At 47.8% G+C, this 21175-nt stretch carries 18 protein-coding genes; 4 read left to right on the forward strand and 14 right to left on the reverse strand.

Translation table 11 applies throughout. The features are described 5' to 3' along the window. Positions 1 to 3 precede the first annotated feature (3 nt). Entirely contained in the window at positions 4 to 1320 is a 1317-nt protein-coding gene (xylA, locus tag ACQQ6X_RS21015; RefSeq protein WP_305166889.1) for a xylose isomerase, read from the reverse strand. A 134-nt stretch (positions 1321 to 1454) separates the two neighbouring features. Here xylA and ACQQ6X_RS21020 point away from each other — a divergent pair, with 134 nt between their 5' ends. Next, positions 1455 to 2627 (forward strand): ROK family transcriptional regulator, encoded by a 1173-nt coding sequence (locus ACQQ6X_RS21020; RefSeq protein WP_305166890.1) that lies wholly within the window; start codon positions 1455 to 1457, stop codon positions 2625 to 2627. Positions 2628 to 2668: 41 nt separating this feature from the next. Here ACQQ6X_RS21020 and ACQQ6X_RS21025 read toward each other — a convergent pair whose 3' ends face one another. Together ACQQ6X_RS21025 and trxB are read right to left on the reverse strand one after the other, a co-directional pair. Continuing rightward, positions 2669 to 2899 carry a glutaredoxin family protein gene (locus ACQQ6X_RS21025; RefSeq protein WP_013373091.1) on the reverse strand — a complete coding sequence of 77 codons (231 nt, stop codon included), beginning with the start codon at positions 2897 to 2899 and terminating at the stop codon, positions 2669 to 2671. Between the two features lie 56 nt (positions 2900 to 2955). Next, positions 2956 to 3897: a thioredoxin-disulfide reductase gene (trxB, locus tag ACQQ6X_RS21030; RefSeq protein WP_064797230.1), complete on the reverse strand. Its 942-nt coding sequence runs from the start codon at positions 3895 to 3897 to the stop codon at positions 2956 to 2958. Between the two features lie 273 nt (positions 3898 to 4170). Here trxB and ACQQ6X_RS21035 point away from each other — a divergent pair, with 273 nt between their 5' ends. After that, the gene (locus ACQQ6X_RS21035) at positions 4171 to 4902 is read left to right on the forward strand and encodes a ZIP family metal transporter (protein WP_305167025.1); all 732 of its coding nucleotides are present in this window, start codon (positions 4171 to 4173) and stop codon (positions 4900 to 4902) included. 80 nt (positions 4903 to 4982) lie between these two features. On the opposite strand, the gene ACQQ6X_RS21040 is transcribed toward ACQQ6X_RS21035, so the two are convergent. Next, a complete protein-coding gene (locus ACQQ6X_RS21040; RefSeq protein ID WP_305166891.1) occupies positions 4983 to 5444 on the reverse strand; it encodes a hypothetical protein in 462 nt (153 codons plus the stop codon). A 10-nt stretch (positions 5445 to 5454) separates the two neighbouring features. Further along, positions 5455 to 6009, reverse strand: coding sequence for an NAD(P)H-dependent oxidoreductase (locus ACQQ6X_RS21045; RefSeq protein ID WP_305166892.1), 555 nt, complete (start codon positions 6007 to 6009; stop codon positions 5455 to 5457). A 135-nt stretch (positions 6010 to 6144) separates the two neighbouring features. Here ACQQ6X_RS21045 and ACQQ6X_RS21050 point away from each other — a divergent pair, with 135 nt between their 5' ends. Both ACQQ6X_RS21050 and ACQQ6X_RS21055 read left to right on the forward strand, forming a co-directional pair. After that, entirely contained in the window at positions 6145 to 6780 is a 636-nt protein-coding gene (locus tag ACQQ6X_RS21050; protein WP_305166893.1) for an HlyD family secretion protein, read from the forward strand. Positions 6781 to 6789: 9 nt separating this feature from the next. Continuing rightward, on the forward strand, positions 6790 to 8313 hold the full coding sequence (locus tag ACQQ6X_RS21055) for a DHA2 family efflux MFS transporter permease subunit (protein WP_305166894.1): 1524 nt from the start codon (positions 6790 to 6792) through the stop codon (positions 8311 to 8313). Between the two features lie 155 nt (positions 8314 to 8468). Here the strand turns inward: ACQQ6X_RS21055 and ACQQ6X_RS21060 are convergent, their stop codons facing one another. The 9 genes from ACQQ6X_RS21060 to cyoA form a co-directional block, all read right to left on the reverse strand. Further along, entirely contained in the window at positions 8469 to 10451 is a 1983-nt protein-coding gene (locus tag ACQQ6X_RS21060) for a heavy metal translocating P-type ATPase (protein WP_305167026.1), read from the reverse strand. Positions 10452 to 10763: 312 nt separating this feature from the next. Next, a complete protein-coding gene (locus ACQQ6X_RS21065; RefSeq protein WP_305166895.1) occupies positions 10764 to 12215 on the reverse strand; it encodes a PEP-utilizing protein in 1452 nt (483 codons plus the stop codon). Positions 12216 to 12525: 310 nt separating this feature from the next. After that, a complete protein-coding gene (locus ACQQ6X_RS21070; RefSeq protein WP_305166896.1) occupies positions 12526 to 14949 on the reverse strand; it encodes a heavy metal translocating P-type ATPase in 2424 nt (807 codons plus the stop codon). Positions 14950 to 15133: 184 nt separating this feature from the next. Continuing rightward, positions 15134 to 15502, reverse strand: a complete 369-nt coding sequence (locus ACQQ6X_RS21075; RefSeq protein WP_007432172.1) for an ArsR/SmtB family transcription factor — start codon at positions 15500 to 15502, stop codon at positions 15134 to 15136. A gap of 101 nt (positions 15503 to 15603) precedes the next feature. Then, complete coding sequence (locus tag ACQQ6X_RS21080) at positions 15604 to 16728, reverse strand: NADH:flavin oxidoreductase (protein ID WP_305166897.1); 1125 nt, start codon at positions 16726 to 16728, stop codon at positions 15604 to 15606. A gap of 181 nt (positions 16729 to 16909) precedes the next feature. Continuing rightward, positions 16910 to 17245 (reverse strand): cytochrome o ubiquinol oxidase subunit IV, encoded by a 336-nt coding sequence (gene cyoD / locus ACQQ6X_RS21085; protein ID WP_305166898.1) that lies wholly within the window; start codon positions 17243 to 17245, stop codon positions 16910 to 16912. After that, positions 17246 to 17854: a cytochrome o ubiquinol oxidase subunit III gene (cyoC, locus tag ACQQ6X_RS21090; protein WP_305166899.1), complete on the reverse strand. Its 609-nt coding sequence runs from the start codon at positions 17852 to 17854 to the stop codon at positions 17246 to 17248. Continuing rightward, positions 17854 to 19830, reverse strand: a complete 1977-nt coding sequence (locus ACQQ6X_RS21095) for a cbb3-type cytochrome c oxidase subunit I (RefSeq protein ID WP_305166900.1) — start codon at positions 19828 to 19830, stop codon at positions 17854 to 17856. The genes cyoC and ACQQ6X_RS21095 overlap by 1 nt, the downstream gene beginning before the upstream one ends. A 25-nt stretch (positions 19831 to 19855) precedes the next feature. Then, a complete protein-coding gene (gene cyoA, locus ACQQ6X_RS21100) occupies positions 19856 to 20836 on the reverse strand; it encodes a ubiquinol oxidase subunit II (protein WP_305166901.1) in 981 nt (326 codons plus the stop codon). Positions 20837 to 21175: the final 339 nt, after the last annotated feature.

Here is a 21175-nt window from a genome sequence, read left to right on the forward strand (position 1 = left end):
GCATTAATCAGCCAAAATGTATTGGTTTAATTTTGCTTTCAGATATTCCTGACGACCGGACACGTTTTTGCGTGGTGCTTCGTTCGCCAGAGCATATTCAGCCAGAGAAGCAAGCGTTGCTTTTCCGGATACGATGTCTGCTCCAATGCCTTCTTTAAAGCTGCTGTAGCGCTTCTCAATAAAGTCCTCAAACACACGGTCCTCGATCAGTTTGGCGGCTACCTTCAAACCTTTCGCATACGTATCCATACCTGCGATGTGCGCCAGGAACAAGTCTTCTGGCTCAAACGATGCTCTGCGCACCTTGGCGTCAAAGTTGATACCGCCACGGCCCAGGCCTCCATTTTGCAGCACTTCATACATAGTTAGTGTGGCATCATACAGATCAACCGGGAATTCGTCCGTATCCCAGCCCAGCAGCAAATCTCCTTGGTTGGCATCCAGTGATCCCAACATGCCGTTAATCCGTGCTACACGCACTTCATGGTCAAAAGTATGACCTGCCAAGGTTGCATGGTTAGCCTCCAGATTAAGCTTGAAATGCTGGTCCAGATCATATTTTTGCAGGAAGGCAATCGTCGTCGCCGCGTCAAAATCATACTGATGCTTGGTTGGCTCCTTCGGTTTTGGCTCGATCAGGAACTGAGCGTCAAAGCCGATTTCACGCGCGTAATCTACCGCCATATGGAACATCCGTCCCAGATTGTCCTGCTCCAGCTTCAAATCTGTATTCAGCAGTGTTTCGTAGCCTTCACGGCCTCCCCAGAAGACATAGTTATCTGCGCCCAGACGTTTGCCCACTTCCAGTCCTTTTTTAATTTGAGCAGCTGCGTGTGCGTATACATCTGCATTGCAAGTGGTCGCAGCCCCATGCAAATAGCGTGGGTGGCTAAACATATTCGCTGTGTTCCACAGCAGTTTTTTGCCCGTAGCTTTCATGTGCTCCTCAATCAGGTCCACGATCGTATCCAGATTGCTGTAAAATTCTTTTAGTGATGCGCCTTCAGGTGCAATATCCACATCGTGGAAGGCGAAATAAGGTAAATTTAGCTTATCCAGCAGTTCAAAGGCAGCTTCCACACGTGCCTTCGCCAAATCCAGTCCAGTAAACTTGGACCATGGACGTTCCGCAGTCTCTACTCCAAAAGGATCAGAACCGCCCGCAACCAGCGTATGCCAATAGGCCATGCTAAAACGCAAATGCTCCTCCATCGTTTTTCCCGCTACAATTTCCTGTGGATTATAAAATTTGAACGCAAAAGGATTATCAGATTGCTTGCCCTCAAAGTTAATTTTGGATACCTGTTCGAAATAAGCCATTATAAGTTCCTCCTTTGTAGTAAACGTTTACAAAAATGATTCTAGCACAGCCAAGAAACTTTGTCTATTGCTTAAACTAAGTTTATTTTTATGATATAATAACGGGAATTACATCAACAGGAAGTGAAATAACCATGAATGTTACTGGCGATCAGGCGCTTGTCAAAAAGCTGAATAAATCTATCGTATTGGAGCGAATCCGCCTTCATGCCCCTCTATCCCGGGCACAGCTATCCAGTCAAACTGGATTAAACAAAGCCACCGTGTCCAACCTGGTTGCAGAGTTGATCACCGATGGATTGGTGTATGAAACAGGATTAGGAGAATCCAGCGGTGGACGTAAACCTTTAATGCTGCTATTCAACAGCCGTGCAGGCTTTGTACTCGGTATCGAGGTTAGCGTACAGTACATTAAAGGCGCTCTGACCGATCTATCAGGTACCATTGAAACAGAGCTTACCCTTTCCTTAACCCAGCATGATCCTGGCTTTATTATCGAACAGATTCGTAAGCTCATTCACGAGCTCATGCAGGCCACTCCTCCCTCCCCGCACGGTATTGTTGGCATTGGGCTGGGGGTACCGGGTATGGTGGATGAAGCCGGAAATGTTTTATTCGCGCCCAATCTGGGCTGGGAAGAGGTTCCGCTGCGGCAGCAACTTGAAAGAGAGCTGGGTCTTCCCGTAGTGGTGGATAATGAGGCCAACGTCGGTGCACAAGGCGAATTGTACTATGGTATGGACGCTGATCATCGGCAGCTGGCGCGGGATCTGGTCTACATCAGTGCAGGGTCCGGGATCGGGACTGGAATCATTATTGATGGCAAGCCGTACCAAGGGGCGTGGGGGTATGCTGGAGAAAGCGGCCATATGTCCATTGACTGGAACGGACGCCTCTGCTCCTGTGGCAGCCGAGGCTGCTGGGAGCTATATGCCTCGGAGAAGGCGTATGTAGCATCGTCATTGAAGCTGCCCGCACATAATACAGCGGATTTACTACCGTTTGCGCAGCAAGGTGATGCGAATACATTAAGCGTCCTTGATGAAATCGGGCGCTATTTGGGTGTGGGGATTACCAACATTGTGAACAGTCTCAATCCCGGAATGCTTATGATCGGCGGTCCACTGGCGGAAGCCAGACCTTGGCTGGAGCAAAGTATGCGTGCAGTGATCGAAGAGCGTGCACTGCCCTATCACCGGCGGCAACTGCAGATTCGTTTCTCCGCGCTTGGCAGCCGCTCGACGATGCTAGGTGCCGCCTATGCAGCAACAGCTCCTTTTCTCGGGCGCGTGCGCGTATCTTTATAAAAAAAAGCGTACGGGAACTCTCAGGTTCCCGTACGCCCATATTAAGCGTTCAGCACTTTTTCAAACTTGGTTTTGTTCATACCGGAAATACGTTCTTCCCCGATCAAAGTCAATGGAACAGCACGAATGCCCATATCCCAAACCTCTTGAGCAAATGCTTCATTCGTTTCAATGTTGCGTTCTTCGTATTCTACGCCTTTTTCAGCTAAGTAGCTTTTTACTTGACGGCAATGCGGGCAGTTTGTAGATGTGTATACGATTGCTTTTTCCATGAATATCACCTCATCATTTATTTTGTTACATCTATATTTAACCATACTTGCAAGTATTACAAGGCCAGTGCGCTATGCTCCAGACTTTCAATGTATTTCTCGCTGTCCATAGCAGCCATACAGCCACTGCCTGCTGCGGTAATCGCTTGTCTGTAGCGTGTATCCTGTACGTCGCCACAAGCGAAGACGCCAGGCACGTTTGTTTCGGAAGTACCCGGATTTACAACGATATAACCGTTCGCATCCGTGGTAATTTGTCCTTCTAGGAAGCCTGTATTCGGATGATGACCAATTGCCACGAATACGCCACTGACTGTAATGATTTCCTCTTCCCCTGTTGCATTATTCAGCACTTTCAAGCCAGTTACTCCGTTTTCGTCAGCGATCACTTCTACAGGAGTACGATTGAGCGCCCATTCAATTTTACTGTTCGCACGAGCACGATCCTGCATAATCTTAGATGCCCGCAATTCTTCACGGCGATGTACCAATGTTACTTTGGAGGCAAAACGAGTCAGGAAATTAGCTTCTTCCAGTGCAGAGTCCCCACCGCCGATAACAACGATTTCTTTGCCACGGAAGAAGAATCCGTCACAGGTAGCGCAAGTGCTCACGCCACGTCCGATATTGTCCTGCTCACCGGGAATCCCAAGGTATTTGGCAGTTGCCCCTGTGGAGATAATCAGCGTATCGGTAACCAGTTCACCCAACCCTTCTACATCCAGTGTAAATGGACGAGCAGTTGTGTCTACCTTGTTCACCCAGCCTGTACGGAATTCAGCGCCAAAACGCTCCGCTTGCTTACGCATATTATCCATCAGATCGGGTCCCATGATTCCTTCAGGAAAGCCTGGGAAATTTTCGACTTCCGTAGTCGTCGTTAATTGTCCGCCTGGCTGTGGTCCTTCGATCACCAGCGGATTCATGTTAGCGCGTGCCAGGTAAATAGCGGCGGTCAAACCGGCAGGGCCGGTGCCTATAATAATGGACTTGTACATATCTTGGTTCCTCCTAAAATATCATAAGTATTATATAGCAAGTTTTCCGGTACCGGGCGCTGGGCTGCTGCATATAATCTAAGAGTAGTTCCGCCAGCAAAGCTTATATCAAAGTGTGGACACCCGGATGTAGAAAAAACGAATCACTTGTGTGTAGCCTTTTATGACTTAGACTGATTCTAAATCCTAATTTCATTATGCGGAAAGAGCTGTAAACAGTCAAATGAAGTTTTCATGAAGCGAAGTTTAAAGTATGGAGGGATTATCCCGATTATGAGTGATGTTTTCGTAGGTAGCTTAATTTCTGCCCTGTCCACTGGACTCGGCGCCGTGCCTATATTGTTTATGCGCAATGTCACGCATCGGCTTCGCGATGTTCTACTGGCTTATGCCGCAGGAATCATGACCTCTGCATCCGTGTATAATCTGATTCCGGAAGCGATCCAGCATGCCAATTGGTTCGTGCTGACTGTGGGGATCTTGCTCGGCTGCCTCGTATTACTGGTGATGGAAATGTATATCCCCCATGCGGATCTGGAGGACCCGGATTCCAAGACCTTTCAACTGGAGTCCAAATCTTTTCTAATTATTGCAGCCATTACCCTGCACAACTTGCCGGAAGGGCTCTCCGTTGGGGTCAGCTACGCGAGTGAAACTCAGAATCTTGGCAATCTCATTGCCTTTTCTATCGGTCTGCAAAATGCCCCGGAAGGCTTTATCGTAGCACTATTCCTTGTGAATCAAAACATCGGACGATTCAAGGCATTGGGTATTGCCACCCTAACAGGAGCTGTGGAAATCATCACCAGTCTAATCGGTTTTTATCTGAGCAGCTGGGTGAACGGACTCGTGCCGTACGGTCTTGCTTTTGCCGCCGGAGCTATGATGTTTATCGTCTACAAGGAACTGATTCCCGAAAGTCACGGGGACGGCAACCAGCGAATCGCCACATTTTCTTTTATTCTTGGCTTGATTACGATGATCGGACTAACCGAATGGCTATAGCCGTCCAACACAAAAAGGCTGCTTTCTGCCTGTAATTCAGACAGAAAGCAGCCTTTTTGCCATGTACAAATGAAGGGATCTCATTTTTTTTGGTTCATGGAGCGAAGTGCTTCCCGGTACTTCTCGTCCTCACTTTTGAAAGCTTCCTTTTCTCCATTGGATTTCGGGGAACTTCCATCCTTTTCTTTGTCTTTTCCAGCAAAACCACGCAAAGCCGCACGATAATCCTGATCCCCGTAAGCACCTTCTGTGTTTTTGCGATCTTTTTCCATCTTCATGTCCGTATGAATATCAGGCAACTTCTGATGCTCCTGGGCACGTTGTTTTTCAACACCGGAATCCTTAGGCTGCATCTCTCCGGTATGTTCCGTTAATTCATGCGCCTTGGGTTCCACCTGCACGGGATAAGGTCGTTTACTTCTTTGCTTGGAATCCTCTTGGTTGGGGCGTTTCTTGGCCGAGGACTTGCGCGTCATCTTCGTATTAAATACCAGCAAAAAGATCAAGGCAACCACAGCTACTCCGATAAAAGCAATGGTCATCGGCGGCCTCCTATTCTCTTTCAGCGCTACGGTACCGTCCTGCCATCTCAGCGACCCGTTTGCCCAAAGAGCGACCTAACGCAAGATCATCATCCTTTGGAAGGTTGGGTGGTCCATCGGGATCTGTCTCCACCGGACATGTTACCCCTACACCGTAATAGGAGCCATAGAGGGCATTTTCCGCGATACTAGCTGGCAGTCCAACAATAATCATGCCTTGATGAAGCATAGGAGTAATCAAATTCAACAGCGTTGATTCCAATCCACCATGAACGGTAGCGGTTGTGCAAAATACTGCACCGATTTTGTCCACCAGCTTGCCCTGCGCCCATAGATACCCGAGCTTGTCAATCCAGTTCTTCAAACCGCTGCTGATGGTACCAAAATGACCTGGACACCCCCAGATAATCGCGTCCACGTTTACTAGTTCATTCACGTCGGCCTCATTTACATGCTTTAACAGTACTTCTGTGTGATCCAGACGTGCCCCTTCTGCGATTGAGCGAGCGAGATGTTCGGTATGTCCATTTTCACTGTCATATACAATCATAATTCTGGTCGTCATTATCCGCATCATCCTTTATCAGCAAGATCATCCTTTTTGCATACGCTCTTAACCTTTCCCAAAATCGATCTGAATATTATGAATGGTTTGACGCATACTTTGAACATTCAAAAACACTAGGGAGGCATGCACAATATGAATTCGCGCGCCATATTAGTTAATCTGCTGGTAATTATTATTATTCTGGCAGGAGGTGGAGCCGCCGCCTACTACTACAACCAGTCCGCCAACTACATAAAAACCGACAATGCACAAGTGAGCGGACAAGCGGTTACTGTTGCCTCTCCAAGCGCAGGAAAGCTCACAGGCTGGAACGCTGAAGTTGGTAAAACGTACACCGCTGGCAGCACGCTTGGTAGTGTAGAGGGAGGCGGAAGCCGGATCAGCGTTACGATCCCGACTGACGGTACGATCGTACAGCAAACTGCTGTCAATAACTCGATTGTCGGTGCGGGCACACCGTTAGCGAAGGCTTTTGATCTGAACAACCTTTGGATTACGGCCAATATAGATGAAACGGCTGTACAGGATCTCCAAGTAGGACAAACCGTAGATGTGTATATCGATGCTTACCCGGATACGTCCTTGACCGGCAAACTCGAAAAGATCGGTCTGGCGACCGCAGCCACCTTTTCATTGCTGCCCACTTCCAATACCACTGCCAACTATACCAAGGTGACGCAGGTCGTGCCGGTTACCATTTCCATTCAAGGTTACAAGGGTCTGGGGATTATCCCGGGAATGAGTGCAACGATTAGAGTTCACAAGTAGGAGGCTGTCATGGATCAAAAAATGTCCGTCGGACGTATTCTGTCCGTACTGCTGCTGGGCGCCTTCATTTCGATTTTGAATCAAACGCTGCTCAACGTGGCTATTCCACACCTGATGAATGACTTCAATGTGTCTGCCACAACCGTTCAATGGTTATCCACCGGATATATGCTGACGAACGGAATCCTGATTCCAATCACCGCTTTTCTCATTGAATCCTTTGGAACACGTGCGCTGTTCATATCCGCGATGGGTTTGTTTACTGCCGGGTCTGTCGTCTGCACGATCAGCACTGGCTTTGCGCCTATGCTGGTTGGACGCGTCATCCAAGCCAGCGGCGCCGGCATCATCATGCCTGTGGTGATGAACGTGTTCCTGACTGTATTTCCTCCCGAAAAACGGGGCGCAGCTATGGGAACCATGGGGATCGCCATGATGTTCGCCCCGGCGGTAGGGCCAACTTTATCCGGGTGGATTGTGGAGCACTACAGTTGGCGGCTGTTATTTTTGTTAGTCATTCCGCTGGCGATCATTGATATTCTATTTGCTGTACGCTGGCTCAAAAATGTGTCCAAGCTGACAAAACCGAGTTTTGACCTGCTGGGAACCATTTTTTCCACTCTTGGCTTTGGTCTTCTCCTGTATGGCTTTAGTTCAGCCGGAGACAAGGGCTGGAGTAGCAATATAGTCATACTCTCGCTCGCTTTCGGGATCTTGTTTATTGTATTTTTTGTCGTACGCGAGCTGAACATGTTGGAGCCTATGCTGGAGTTCCGTGTATTTAAATACGACATTTTTACGGTATCTACGCTGGTTGGGGCTACCGTCAATATGACTATGTTCGGCGGGATGCTGCTGCTGCCGATTTATTTGCAAAATATACGCGGCTTTACGCCGCTGCAATCCGGTCTGCTGCTGTTGCCGGGTGCACTGCTGATGGGTGTGATGTCACCGATATCAGGGGCAATATTCGACCGCATTGGCGCAAGGCCGTTAGCGATCGTCGGGCTGATTATTACAGCAGTCACGACATGGGAATTCAGTCTGCTGACCGATGCCACCACTTATGGACATATCATGATAATCTACACGATTCGCAGCTTCGGGATGTCACTGCTGATGATGTCCGTTCAGACGGAAGGGCTAAACCAGCTGCCTGCCCATCTTGGCAGCCATGGTACTGCCATGTCCAACACGGTACGGCAAATTGCTGGATCTATTGGTACCGCTTGGCTCATTACGGTCATGAGCAGCCGAACTACGGTTCATTTGGCGGACTATGCAAATGTCGCTACCACAGCGAATGCTTCTGTAACGGAAGGCATATCCCAACTGGGACAAACCCTTGCGCAAACAGCGGGTATCTCTACGGAAAGCGGCTCTGCACTCGCCATACAACAAGTATACGGAAGTGCTGTTACGGAATCGACGATCCATGGGATTAATGATGCCTTCATCATTGCAACCGGAATTGCACTGGCGGGTCTATTGTTTTCCCTGTTCTTGCGGCGGTCTACACCGCGCCGCAGATAGGCGTAGCAATTGCGAATTAGAGATGGTATGAACTTGCCTTGCCTGCAAAGTAGACTGACACAGCAAAAAGGAGCATTGAACCCTCTTAGATTGTAAGAGGGTTCAATGCTCCTGCCTATGTGTAAACTTGTGATTTGTGAATTGGATAGTTAGTCTTATGACCGCAATAAACGCAGACCGTTCAAAATGACAAGGAGCGTGCTACCTTCATGTCCAATGACCCCAAAAGGCAGGGCTATATTTTGTACAAAGTTGCTAATCACCAGCAGCATAATCACACTTACCGCGAAGATCATATTTTGTTTGACCACCCGCTGCGCCTTGCGCGCCAATGCGATCGTCGGAGCAATCTCCTCGATTCCGTCATTCATTAGCACCACGTCTGCGACCTCCAGTGCTGCTCCACTGCCGTGCATTCCCATGCCCAGCCCTACAGTCGCTGCGGTCAAAGCCGGGGCATCATTCACACCGTCGCCGACCATGACGACATGCCCGTATTCCTCCCGCAGCATGCGAATATGGCTGACTTTGTCCTCCGGCATTAAGCCGGCATATACGGCGTCAACTCCAGCCTGCGCCGCGATTACGGCAGCCGTGTCCGGCCGGTCTCCAGTCAGCATGACGACCCGGATCCCCTGTGCTTGCAGGCGTTTCACGGACTCACGCGCCTGGGGACGCAGCTCGTCACGCAGCGCCAGCATTCCGACAATCCGATCATCTGCGAGAATAATGGATACGGTTTTGCCCTCAGCTTCCAGTCGGGCTCGGCTCTCCACCCACTCTGGCTCTGCCAGAAGTCCAGGTTCATCCAGCACATTGGTGCGGCCAATTTTCCATTTGACCCCGCCTATAGTGCCTTCCATTCCCCATCCGGTAAGTGCCTGCACTTGCTCAGCTGTGAGAAGCTCCCTCTGTCCTAATTCAGCTTCGGCTTTGGCTACAATTGCTCGTGCCAACGGATGTAAGGAATAGCTTTCGATTGTTGCGACCATGTGCAATAGCTCATCAGCATCGTAATCTGGGGCGGTGATCCAATCCGTGACCACAGGAGAACCCTTCGTTAACGTGCCTGTTTTGTCAAAAGCAACGACAGATGTCAGCGCCATATTCTCTACATGTGCGCCACCTTTGAACAGAATGCCTCGCCGGGCACGGTTGGAAATAGCGGATAGCATCACCGGCATAATGGACGACACGAGCGCACAAGGTGAAGCCACCACAAGGAATACCATCGCCTTGTAAAACGCCGCTGCCCATGTCCAGTCCAATACAAGGGGCGCACCCACAATGACAATCAGCGTGACAGCAACAACAATTCGGGCGTATACCGATTCAAATGTTTTAATAAACCGCTGCGAATCGGGAACTTCGGTCCGTGCCTCTTCTACCATCCGAATGATCTTTGAAAATAAAGTATCTTCCGAGGACTGGCTGACTTCTACATACAGCACGCCTTCTCCATTGATGGTGCCTGCATATACTTCGTCACCTGCCACCTTGTTTACCGGAACAGATTCTCCGGTAATGGATGCTTGATTCACGGCTGACACGCCCTTGGAGATTCGGCCGTCCGCCGGAATTAATTCACCGGGCTTAACCAGCAACAGGTCGCCTGGCAACAGCTGCTCAATGCCGACCGTTTCTGTTCCCTCGTGAGACAAACGCAGAGCCGTTTCCGGCTTCAACGCCATCAGCTCGGAAATATCCTTACTGCTGCGCTCGGTGGTATAGCTCTCCAGCGCACCACTGAGTGCAAAAATAAAGATCAGCATGGCTCCTTCATTCCAGTAGCCAATGGCTGCAGCTCCTAAAGACGCAGCGATCATGAGTAAATTAACATCCAAATCATGTTCCCGGATCAGGGTTTCAATCCCTTCCCTGGCTTTGGACCAGCCTCCAAGGGCATAAGACACCACATAGAGAACGACGGATAGCCATTGCCACCAATGTGAAGCCCCCCATGCCATCAGCATTAGCATTCCACTGCCTAGAGCAGCCTGCATCTCCTTATTTTTCAGCATACTTTTAAACTGAAATTTCGGCTTGCGATTCGGATCGGGTCGTCCGCTGCCACTGTTTTTTGTGAGTGCCCGGTTAGAGGGAGATAATGTATCTTGTAGTCGTTGAACTGCTTGCATCATGTCACGTTCCTTTCCTTTTTTGGTCTTTGTACTTGAATTTCACTGAGAATGATATCCATTGTTAAGTGCCCTAAAATAGCACATGCTGCTTCGGGAAGCCCGAAGCAGCATGTTTGGCAATGAGAATGATAATCATTTTTGCATCTATACAAATATTTTGGTTTAGAGAAACTTTTGTTTTATTATATACCCTTTCCTTTCTGCTTGTAAACTGGCAATACCCTAAAATAAAAAAATACCCGCGCAAACAACGCGGGTATCCTCAACATTTCAAAGCACTCAACCACTTAAATTCAGATTACCTTCAGGCTAAAGCGGAAACTTCCACGCATGGGCATGTGTGGTCCCTGCAATATGTTGTTGGTTGGCTTGCTGCTGCAGTCTCCAACGGGCAGCGGCAAGGCGTATAGCTGGAATTGCAGGGTCTGAACAAATGACGCCCGTCAGCTCATTTTCCCAGATCCTAATGCCGTCTAGAGACGGGTAAATTTCATCTATCGCCACCCATATAGGAAGCTCAGGCTTTATACGCCGAACAGCTTCCACTATGTGTTTTATCGTATCATTAGCATTCTCATGCCCATCAACAGTGGCTGGAATTAACTGCTCGCCAGCTTCGCTACCATGGGAAGATGGCGCTAGTATGACTTCTAAAATGACCGTGTCGGCAAAACGCGCCAAATCTGCAGCCTGAGCCGCCTGCTTGGTCTGCCGTGCGCTCACCTCGGATATGTTATCGGCATTGGCCGACTTCCTTGACTGTGCAGATTGTTCATCCCATGTTTGGCCTGCATTAGGCACCAAATTTGTATCCACCGTCATAAGCACGCCTACCCGATATGGAACGCACCTCAGACGGCCGCACAACGTTTGCTCGGCAACGCCGTCAATCCAGTCTCGGATGGTCTGGAACTGGTTTGCGTCAGCCGGATTGCGCACCATAATCTCCAGCCGTGGTTCTCCTCCCTGTCGCATGCTTCGCAACGCTGCACGCAGTAGGGCCTCCAACTGCATATCTTGCAGGCTTCCAATGCCCACTGCATTGTTCTGCTCAGTCAAAGCTATAGTCAACGGCAATCCGTCCAGCAACTCAAACAAGCCTTCGTACTCGGTTTCCAGCAGTCCAATGATCCGTCGGGACAGGTGTTCACATACTCCAGGCAAACCAGATGCTTTATTAAATGTTGTGTACGTTTCGGATGCACGGGAACCGGGGATAAGAATGGGACCAGGCTTCCCGTCAGGAGCATGAACCTTTTGTCCCGACTCCGCCACGTCCAGATAGGCATAGCATAATTCCCTCACGCGGCCGGATGCTTGCGACAAAGGACCATGTAGGAGACTATAACCATCAAGACTGCCTATTTCTGAGGCTTCCTCTGTACTTTTACGACTTATACTTGCAGGAGCGTCAGCATAAAGCCGTATGGAGGTGTGCCTGTATTCATCACTCCATTGCAGTAATGTGCCCATGGCCTGCCCCATATCATTGCTGTGATTCAGCACCGATTCTCCAAGTAATTCCGGGCTTACAGCCAGCAATGCTTCCGCTCGACTGATGGCCCCCTGCTCAGCTAAACCAACCAGCCAGCCCAATGGATCTTCCTCCTGTGCAGCAGATACTTGCTGGCTTCCTGCTCTTAGCGTCTCCATAGCCAATCTCCGTGCAGCAGACTCCATATCTGGCTCTGGAACATTGCAATCCCGGCTGTTTATGCTACCCAACAGCTCTGCGAATACATGCATCAGTTTAGCCTCCATGCTTATTAATCCATCCTTTCTTTCGTCAGGAAGTTGGCACCCACGAATTCGAGTCCCCCTCCAATTCAAGAAAACGCTTACTCATTATTGGACAACTGAATGTTACATGGACTTTACTTGTAAAGTCCCTACCTTAAACGTATTAGGCCCTCCCCACATTTATACATCTCTGCACAACTACTATATATGCCAAAATAGATCCCTATACTGCCTATAGCACACACATGTCTATACAAAAAAGTCAGCTATAAAAAACACCCCCTGTTTTCATAGGATGCTACATCCAATACTAACAGGGGGTGTCTCCTTTTTATTCGTTAGAGCTAACTTTCAGTACACGCATCACATTTAATACGGCTAGTAGTGTTACACCTACATCAGAAAATACAGCCTCCCACATGGTAGCAATACCAAATGCGCCTAATGTGAGAAATACAGCTTTGACACCTAGCGCAAATATAATGTTTTGCCATACGATACGGCGCGTGCGTTGGGCAATATGAATCGCCGTCACCAGCCTTGAGGGCTCGTCGTTCATGATTACGATATCTGCTGCCTCAATCGCTGCGTCCGAGCCCAAACCGCCCATCGCTACACCGACATCTGCCAAAGCAAGCACAGGCGTATCATTAATTCCATCACCTACAAACAGAATCTTATCGCTCGTTTTTTTACTTGCAGACAACTGCTCAATGGCTTCGGCTTTATGCTGAGGCAACAGCTCTGCCCGTACTTCATCCAAACCTAGCTGACGCCCTACAGCCTCGGCAACTGTCCGATTGTCGCCTGTTAGCATGATGGTTTTTGCTACGCCCAGCTTTTTCAGGGAAGCAATCGTCTTGGCCGCATCTTCCTTGACCTCATCCGATATCAGAATGCACCCGGCATACGTTCCGTCTACAGCCACATGTACGACCGTTCCTTCATCCAGTGATCCTGCTTGCTGCCCTGCATTCAAAGCAACATGCTCCCGCTCCATCAGCTTAGCGTTTCCAGCCAATACCAGGCGCCCATCTATTTGGGCCTGAATGCCATGGCCGGAGATTTCGCTATATTGCTGAACTCGCTCCGGTTGAAGTTCGTGACCATAAGCTTCTCGCAGGGACGCAGCGATAGGATGCGTGGAGTGCACCTCAGCCAATGCAGCGGTCTCCAGCAGGTTTTCCTTGGTAAAAGATTCGGCAGGATAAATCCCTGTCACATGGAAAACACCTTTGGTGAGCGTACCTGTTTTATCAAAAACAGCGTACTTCACATGATTCAGAGCTTCAAGATAATTCCCGCCCTTGATCAGCACACCTGAACGGGAGGCAGCCCCGATTCCTCCAAAGAAGCCCAGTGGAATAGACACTACCAGCGCACATGGACAAGAAATAACAAGGAAAACAAGCGCACGATATAACCAATCTGCAAATTGTGCCCCCGGCATAACAAGCGGGGGAACAACTGCCAGCAGCAACGCTACGATAACCACTACAGGTGTATAATATCTGGAAAATTTCGTGATAAACTTTTCCGTCGGTGCTTTTTTGGCACTCGCATTTTGCACCAGTTCCAAAATTTTAGAGACCGCGGATTCACTAAATTCTTTGCTGACCTCTACCGTCAGAAGTCCATTCGTATTCACAAATCCACTCATCACGCTGCTTCCCGGCTCAACGGTACGAGGCACAGATTCACCGGTTAACGCCGAGGTATCGACATGCGACTTGCCTTCTACAACCTTACCATCCAGCGGGATTTTCTCCCCCGGCTTGATCACGATCATATCTCCGACGCGAACCTCTTCTGGGGAAACCTTCCGTACGGACTCAGCGGTCTTCAGGTTGGCATAGTCCAGTCTAATATCCATCAAATCACTGATAGACTTGCGTGAACGGTTAACTGCAATGCCTTGGAATAGCTCTCCAATTTGATAAAAGAACATGACAGCCACGCCTTCGGGATATTCCCCAATAGCAAATGCGCCTACAGTAGCCAGCGTCATCAGGAAGTACTCGTCAAAGGCCATTCCACGTACCAAGCTGCGCACAGCCTGCAAGACAACATCACCGCCAACGATGATATATGCTACTAAAAATAGAGCCAGCTTGCCCACTCCTTCGACAGGTAACCACCAGGCAACTGCCGCAATAACCGCACCTATGGACAGACGTGCAATCATACGGCGCATACCGTCCGTGCCATGATCATGCGTATGCCCAGCATGATCATCATCTCCATGCGAATGAGAATGAGCATGGTCAGCTTCACCATGATCGTGCACTGCATGGTGATTGTGATGCATGTATGCATGATTACCATGGTCGTGCCCATCGTGCGCGCCGTGTGCTTCATGGCTATGACCACCATGACTGTGAGCAGCATGCTTTCCATCATTGTGATTATGTCCTGCACCTTGATGGTCATGGCCGCACGCGCAATCCTCTGCGCAGCTTGTCTCTACTGCACCAGCGTCACTTCGACTGTCCTCACGCAAGCTTCTACCAGCATTTTTGGCAACCATCCGAACATGAGGCTCAAGTCTGTGAATCTTCCGTTCTGTTTGGCGGAAAATCTCTTCTTGTTGATCCGAATTTGTGGTCATCGTCAACGTTTTTGTAACAAAATTGACCGAGCAATCCAGGACCCCTTCTATTTTACTGACACCATTTTCAATCTTTAAAGCACAGTTAGCGCAATCTAAACCTTCCAAAATCCATTCATGCCGTTCATTTCTTTTTAGAGCATCCATAATAATTGGCCTCCAATTAGCTATATATGAGCAACTGTTCATATATTATTTATTAAGGTCATTATATTCAGGTTTAGGGGCAAAAGTCAATGATTATAGCCCTTTTTAACGAAAAAAATTAAACTCAGAGTCAACACCAAAAGAGCGCCAATTGCTTGGCGCCCTACTGTTGGTTTGTCAAAATTCATTGATGTGATATGTGCTGATGGGTTTGCAAAAAAATCTGCTCCACATGATTATCATCCAGTGAATAAAACACTGTCTTGCCTTCCTTGCGTCGTTTGACAATACGCAGGTTGCGCAAATAACGAAGCTGGTGGGATACCGCAGATTGGCCCATGTTCAACACCTGTGTTAAATCATGAACACACAGTTCCTTTTGAGCCAGGGCATAAATCAACTTGATTCGTGTAGGGTCACCCAGCGCTTTAAACAGCTCCGACATTTTGTATGCGATGGAATCCTCAACTAGGGAAGATTTTATGCGCTCAATTTCCTGATCTGAACCGTGACAAGCCGGCTCGCAATCCAAAGCTTCCGTTTCAGAATTCATCCTTTTCACCCCGTGTATTTCGACTTGATGCTTTTATTATAGCAAATTCGTAGAATTTACGAATAGCTTAAATTACAGCTTGCCCTGTAACTGAAATTTTCTTAATTCAACGTTTGTAATACCTCATCATTGTAAGGAATTATTTCTTTTATCTGTTGATCACGTAGCTTTACTGCAAATGCGGGATCAACCAGCAATGCACGTCCAACTGCAACCAGATCAACTTCCTCTCGTTCTACTAGCTGCACAAGTTGTTCCAATCTGGCCTCTACACTACCGGATTGCTCAGTCTGACGATTATTGTTATTTTCGAAATCACTCAAAAAGGCTTTCTCCAAACCAATCGATCCTACTGTAATAACCGGCTTGCCTGTTATCTTTTTAGTCCAAGCTGCCAGGTTTAGATCTGATCCTTCAAATTCAGGTTCCCAGAAACGACGGCTTGAGCAATGGAATACATCCACCCCGGCTTGTACCAATGGAGCAAGGAACTGTTCAAGTTCCTGCGGTGTCTGTGCCAGCTTTTCTCCATAATGGTACATCTTCCACTGGGAGAATCGCAGGACAATTGGAAAATCCGGGCCTACTGCACGGCGACAAGCTTCAATGACCTCGACTGCAAACCGGGTACGCTGAACTAAATCGCCTCCATATTGATCGGTACGCTTATTCGTTTTGTCCCAGAAAAATTGGTCTATCAGATAGCCATGTGCTCCATGAAGCTCAATGCCGTCAAAACCTACCCGTTTGGCATCGGCAGCGGCCTGAGCAAAGGCTGCAATGATATCTGCTATCTCCGCCTCTGTCAATGGCTCAACTACCTTTTCACCAGCGGGAGAAATACCTGAAGGGCCGACAGGCAATGCCTCGGGATTCGGCTGGTTATCCGCACCTATTTTCCGGGCTGTGCCCACATGCCAAAGCTGCGGTATAATTTTGCCGCCTGCCGCATGGACTTCCTCTACTACCTTGGCCCAGCCCTTTAACCCCTCACCATAAAAATTAGGGATGCTTGTGTGTTCCACAGCTGCGGGATGATGAATAGCTGTTCCCTCCGTAATAATCAACCCAACAGCGTTTTCCGCTCGGCGCCGATAATATGCGGCAACCTCAGGCCCTGGAATACCTTGAGGAGAAAAATTCCGTGTCATGGGAGCCATAACGATCCGATTGGGAAGAGATAAGTTACCTAACTTAAAAGGTTTAAACAATATTTCGGTGTTCATGACGTTTTCCTCACTCTCGATTATTATTATCTTTTCCACTCTTCTGTTATACAATTCCATTTTACACACTTATAAACTTGAGTTCAAGGAGCCACAGTTTAATTTTAGGCAGGCTTTTTTACAAAAAAAAGAAGAAGCGACCTAAAGCCGCTCCCTCTTATCTAAAACTAGTGTGTTTCTATTAGTGTGCTACCATGTTGTATTCCATAATCCATACAGATCCGCCAACGACGGTCAACAGGATCACTACACCAAGAATCAAGGTCATAACATTCCAACGTGGTCCATTGCTTTCACGGATGTGCATGAAGAAGAATAGCTGAACCAGAAATTGCAGCACTGCCGCGGCTAAAATAACAACCATGGTCGAAGTGCGGCTTAACATATGATTCATCACCACGAAGAGAGGAATGATGGTCAGTACGATGGACAGAATAAACCCGATAACATAGGACTTCACTGAACCGTGAGACTCATCATGACCATGCGATCCTGCTCCTGATTGATGCTGTGCCATCTACATCACCCCCATCAAATAGACAACTGTCAGCAAGAAGATCCAGACAGCGTCCAAAAAGTGCCAGTACAAGCTCAATGCCGAAACCTTACCCTTTGTTTCAGGGATAAGCCCACGTTTTTTCACTTGGAACATGAGTCCAATCATCCAAACCAGACCCAAGGAAACGTGAAGTCCGTGTGTGCCGACTAGTGTGAAGAATGCCGACAGGAACGCACTGGTTCCGTAATTAGCTCCTTCGTGTACCATTTCAACAAACTCGTAAACTTCAAAACCGATAAAACCAAGACCCAGGATCGCCGTCACGATTAACCAGCTGATTAATCCCTTCATGCTTCCTTTGTTCATAGCCAACACAGCCAGACCACTTGTGAAGCTGCTTGTGAGCAAGAGGAACGTTTCAATAATAACGCCCGTCATGTTAAACAGCTCTGCGCCACCTGGTCCTCCGGCTGTGTTATTCCGAAGGACGACGAAGGTTGCGAACAAGGTACTGAACAGGATTACGTCCGTTACGAGGAAGATCCAAAAACCAAGCATCTTCAATTCTTGCGGATCGTGATGCCCGTGGTCATGATCATGGCTGTGATGTGCTGCAGCTTGTGCCATTATACAGACCCCCTTATTGCCGCTTCCGTGCGTTTTACTTCATCCGCAGGGATATAGTAGTCGCTATCATAGGAGAAGAACGAACGACAAATCATACAAATTGCCACACCGATCAGCCCTGGAATATAGAAGAACGACCATCCAAATACGAATCCGAAACCTGCAATGAAAAAGAATACCGACATAATGAATGGAATCGCCGAGTTTTTCGGCATATGAATCGCTTCAATTGGCGGTTGCTTTCTGAAAATACCTTTTGCACGTTTATCTTTTTCTGCCCACCAGTCATCGCGTTCTTCTACTTGCGGAATGGTAGCAAAATTGTATTCCGGTGCAGGTGAAGGAATCGACCATTCGAGCGTATGACCACCCCAAGGGTCGCCAGTTGTATCCTTCAGCTTGCGGTAATTTTTGATACCCAGAAGAATTTGAAGAACCTGGAACAAGAAACCAATCCCCATCAGGAATGCCCCAACGGTGGAAACCATGTTAAGCGGCTGCCAGCCAGTATCCCAGCCGTAAGTGCTCAGACGACGAGTCATCCCCATCAGACCGAGAGAATATTGCGGAATGAAACATACATAGAACCCAATATTCCAGAACCAGAAAGCCCATTTACCAGGCGTTTCAGGCAATGTGAAACCGAACATTTTAGGCCACCAGTAGTACAGACCTGCCAGGTAACCGAACACTACCCCACCGATCAGAGCGGAGTGAAAGTGAGCGATCAGGAAGTAACTGTTATGGAACTGGAAGTCAGCAGGCGCTACAGACAACATGACGCCCGTCAAACCTGCAATCAGGAAGTTCGGAATAAATGCAATAGACCACATCATCGGAGTTTTAAATTCAAGTTTACCCCGGTACATCGTGAACAGCCAGTTAAATACTTTAACCCCTGTCGGTATTGCGATAACCATTGTCGAAATCGCAAAGAATGCATTAACATCTGCGCCTGATCCCATCGTGAAGAAGTGATGCGCCCACGTGAAGAAGGACAGGATCGCAATCATAAACATGGCGTAAACCATGGATTTGTAACCAAACAATTTCTTTTTGGAGAATACGCTGATGACCTCGGAATAAATACCGAAAGCAGGCAATACTACAATGTATACCTCAGGGTGACCCCACATCCAGATCAAGTTGATATACATCATCGGGTTACCGCCGAAATCAAGGGTAAAGAAGTGTCCCCCTCCGAAGCGGTCAAGGAATAGCAATGCTAAAGTAACCGTCAGAATCGGGAACGCGAAAATGATAATAACACATGATGAAAATACGGACCACGTAAAGACAGGCATTTTCATCCATGTCATACCAGGTGCACGCATTTTAATAATGGTAACAATAAAGTTGATCCCTGTAGCCAATGAACCTATACCGGAAATCTGAATCCCCCAGATATAGAAGTTCTGACCGACGCCAGGACTAAATTGTAGCTCTGAAAGCGGTGGATAACTCAACCAGCCTGCATCTGGCGAACCGCCGATAACGAAGGACAAGTTGAACAACATCGCACCCATAAAGAAAAGCCAGAAACTCAATGCGTTCAGGAAAGGAAACGCAACGTCGCGCGCACCAATTTGCAGGGGGACAGCGATATTAAACAAACCAAACATCAACGGCATCGCCATAAACAAGATCATGATTGTGCCGTGAGTGGTGAAAATCTGGTTGTAATGCTCAGGATGCAGGAGTGTCACATCCGGTGTAGCAAGTTGAATACGCATCAATAATGCATCCACGCCTCCGCGGAATAACATCAAGATGGCCGCAAGAATATACATAATACCGACTTTTTTATGGTCAACCGTAGTCAACCAGTTTTTCCAAAGCCAGCCCCATTTTTTGAAATAAGTGAGCACAAACACGATCCCGATCGTTGCTAGTGCGATGGAAACGTCCGCTCCATAGATCATCGGGTCTCCAGTAACGAAGAAAGTGGATGCAAACTCTTTTATTTTGTCAAGCATTGGGGGCCTCCTTCCCTATAATCATTTAATTGTGTCCGCTCATATTCATATGACTCATGTCCATTGCAGCATGCTCTTCTGTGCCGGACTTGGATGAATCTTCTGTGGATGTAGCTTCGCCATGCCCAGCATGGGGGTTAGAGCCTTCCACTACATACTTGTTGACAATCTCTTTGAACAAGCCGTCTGGAATCGAAGAATACTCAGCAGGCTGGGACAAACCTGGTTTTGCAAGCGCCAAATAGCCGTCCTTCGTCAGCGGCTTAGACTGCTTCTTGATGTCAGCGACCCAGTTTTTATATTCTTCATCCGACTGGACTTCTACATCAAAACGCATTTGTCCAAAATGCTCACCGCTAAAGTTTGCACCCGAGCCAAAGTAAGTTCCTTCGTGATCGGCCTGCAAATGCAGTTTCATAGCCATGCCTGACATGGTGTAGATTTGACCGCCCAATTGCGGAATCCAGAACGAGTTCATCGGGGCGTCAGCAGTCAGCTCAAAACGGACTGGAACACCTTTAGGAATGTGAACTTGGTTAACAGTAGCTATACCTTCCTCTGGGTACATAAAGAGCCATTTCCAGTCCAGTGAAGTTACTTGAATCGTTACTGGCTTTTGCGTACTTGCAATCGGCTTGGAAGGCTCCAGCAAGTAGGTATATCTTGCAGTGATGACCGCAATAATAAGGATAACGATAATCGGAATAGCCCACCATGTGGTTTCCAGCTTTTTGCTGTCATCCCAGTGAGGTTGATACTTCACCTTGTTTGTTGGGGTATCTCGATACCGCCAAACGATGAAGAATGTCAAAATCATAACCGGTACAATTATAAGCGCAGACAATGCCGTTGTAAGAATGATCAGCTCTTTTTGTGCTTGCCCAATTGGTCCTTTCGGATCGAAAACAACGTATTTTCCGCCAGCATAAAAACACGTCCAGATGAGCAATGCTACCGTGAGCACGGTCAAAACCAACGCAATAATCGCTTTTGGTTTTTTGTTCATGTTGTTCCCCTCTCCTTAAAATAGTAAATTACTCAAGACTTAACGAACTCCTGTAATGTTGCCCTTATATAAGATAGCAGAAAAGCGGCCATTTTTTTTATTGTTAACAGAATTGTCGATTATTTGTCCGATTTTTGTGAAAAACCTCTCTAAAATTAAAATTTCTCTTGCAATTCAAAAATTCTTTTTAATTCAAAAATGACATATAAAAACGTTAATTATGCATCTTAAAGTATCTTAAAAAAGCTATATTAAAGCAAAAATCGGGACTCCTTACAGTTATCATGCCACACTGCTCGAAGCCCCGTGCTGTTATTCTCGTTATCCGTTTTCTGTACA

This window comes from Paenibacillus ottowii, assembly GCF_050516475.1.
GTDB lineage: Bacteria > Bacillota > Bacilli > Paenibacillales > Paenibacillaceae > Paenibacillus > Paenibacillus ottowii.

Bases quoted from the DNA above. Each gene is read 5' to 3' on its own strand.
- ACQQ6X_RS21095 (WP_305166900.1), bottom strand. From the start codon at position 19,830: ATGCTTGACAAAATAAAAGAGTTTGCATCCACTTTCTTCGTTACTGGA.
- ACQQ6X_RS21080 (WP_305166897.1), bottom strand. From the start codon at position 16,728: ATGAACACCGAAATATTGTTTAAACCTTTTAAGTTAGGTAACTTATCT.
- trxB (WP_064797230.1), bottom strand. From the start codon at position 3,897: ATGTACAAGTCCATTATTATAGGCACCGGCCCTGCCGGTTTGACCGCC.
- ACQQ6X_RS21035 (WP_305167025.1), top strand. From the start codon at position 4,171: ATGAGTGATGTTTTCGTAGGTAGCTTAATTTCTGCCCTGTCCACTGGA.
- ACQQ6X_RS21045 (WP_305166892.1), bottom strand. From the start codon at position 6,009: ATGACGACCAGAATTATGATTGTATATGACAGTGAAAATGGACATACC.
- xylA (WP_305166889.1), bottom strand. From the start codon at position 1,320: ATGGCTTATTTCGAACAGGTATCCAAAATTAACTTTGAGGGCAAGCAA.
- ACQQ6X_RS21075 (WP_007432172.1), bottom strand. From the start codon at position 15,502: ATGAATTCTGAAACGGAAGCTTTGGATTGCGAGCCGGCTTGTCACGGT.
- cyoD (WP_305166898.1), bottom strand. From the start codon at position 17,245: ATGGCACAGCATCAATCAGGAGCAGGATCGCATGGTCATGATGAGTCT.
- cyoC (WP_305166899.1), bottom strand. From the start codon at position 17,854: ATGGCACAAGCTGCAGCACATCACAGCCATGATCATGACCACGGGCAT.
- ACQQ6X_RS21025 (WP_013373091.1), bottom strand. From the start codon at position 2,899: ATGGAAAAAGCAATCGTATACACATCTACAAACTGCCCGCATTGCCGT.
- ACQQ6X_RS21070 (WP_305166896.1), bottom strand. From the start codon at position 14,949: ATGGATGCTCTAAAAAGAAATGAACGGCATGAATGGATTTTGGAAGGT.
- ACQQ6X_RS21060 (WP_305167026.1), bottom strand. From the start codon at position 10,451: ATGCAAGCAGTTCAACGACTACAAGATACATTATCTCCCTCTAACCGG.
- ACQQ6X_RS21040 (WP_305166891.1), bottom strand. From the start codon at position 5,444: ATGACCATTGCTTTTATCGGAGTAGCTGTGGTTGCCTTGATCTTTTTG.
- ACQQ6X_RS21050 (WP_305166893.1), top strand. From the start codon at position 6,145: ATGAATTCGCGCGCCATATTAGTTAATCTGCTGGTAATTATTATTATT.
- ACQQ6X_RS21055 (WP_305166894.1), top strand. From the start codon at position 6,790: ATGGATCAAAAAATGTCCGTCGGACGTATTCTGTCCGTACTGCTGCTG.
- cyoA (WP_305166901.1), bottom strand. From the start codon at position 20,836: ATGAACAAAAAACCAAAAGCGATTATTGCGTTGGTTTTGACCGTGCTC.
- ACQQ6X_RS21020 (WP_305166890.1), top strand. From the start codon at position 1,455: ATGAATGTTACTGGCGATCAGGCGCTTGTCAAAAAGCTGAATAAATCT.
- ACQQ6X_RS21065 (WP_305166895.1), bottom strand. From the start codon at position 12,215: ATGGAGGCTAAACTGATGCATGTATTCGCAGAGCTGTTGGGTAGCATA.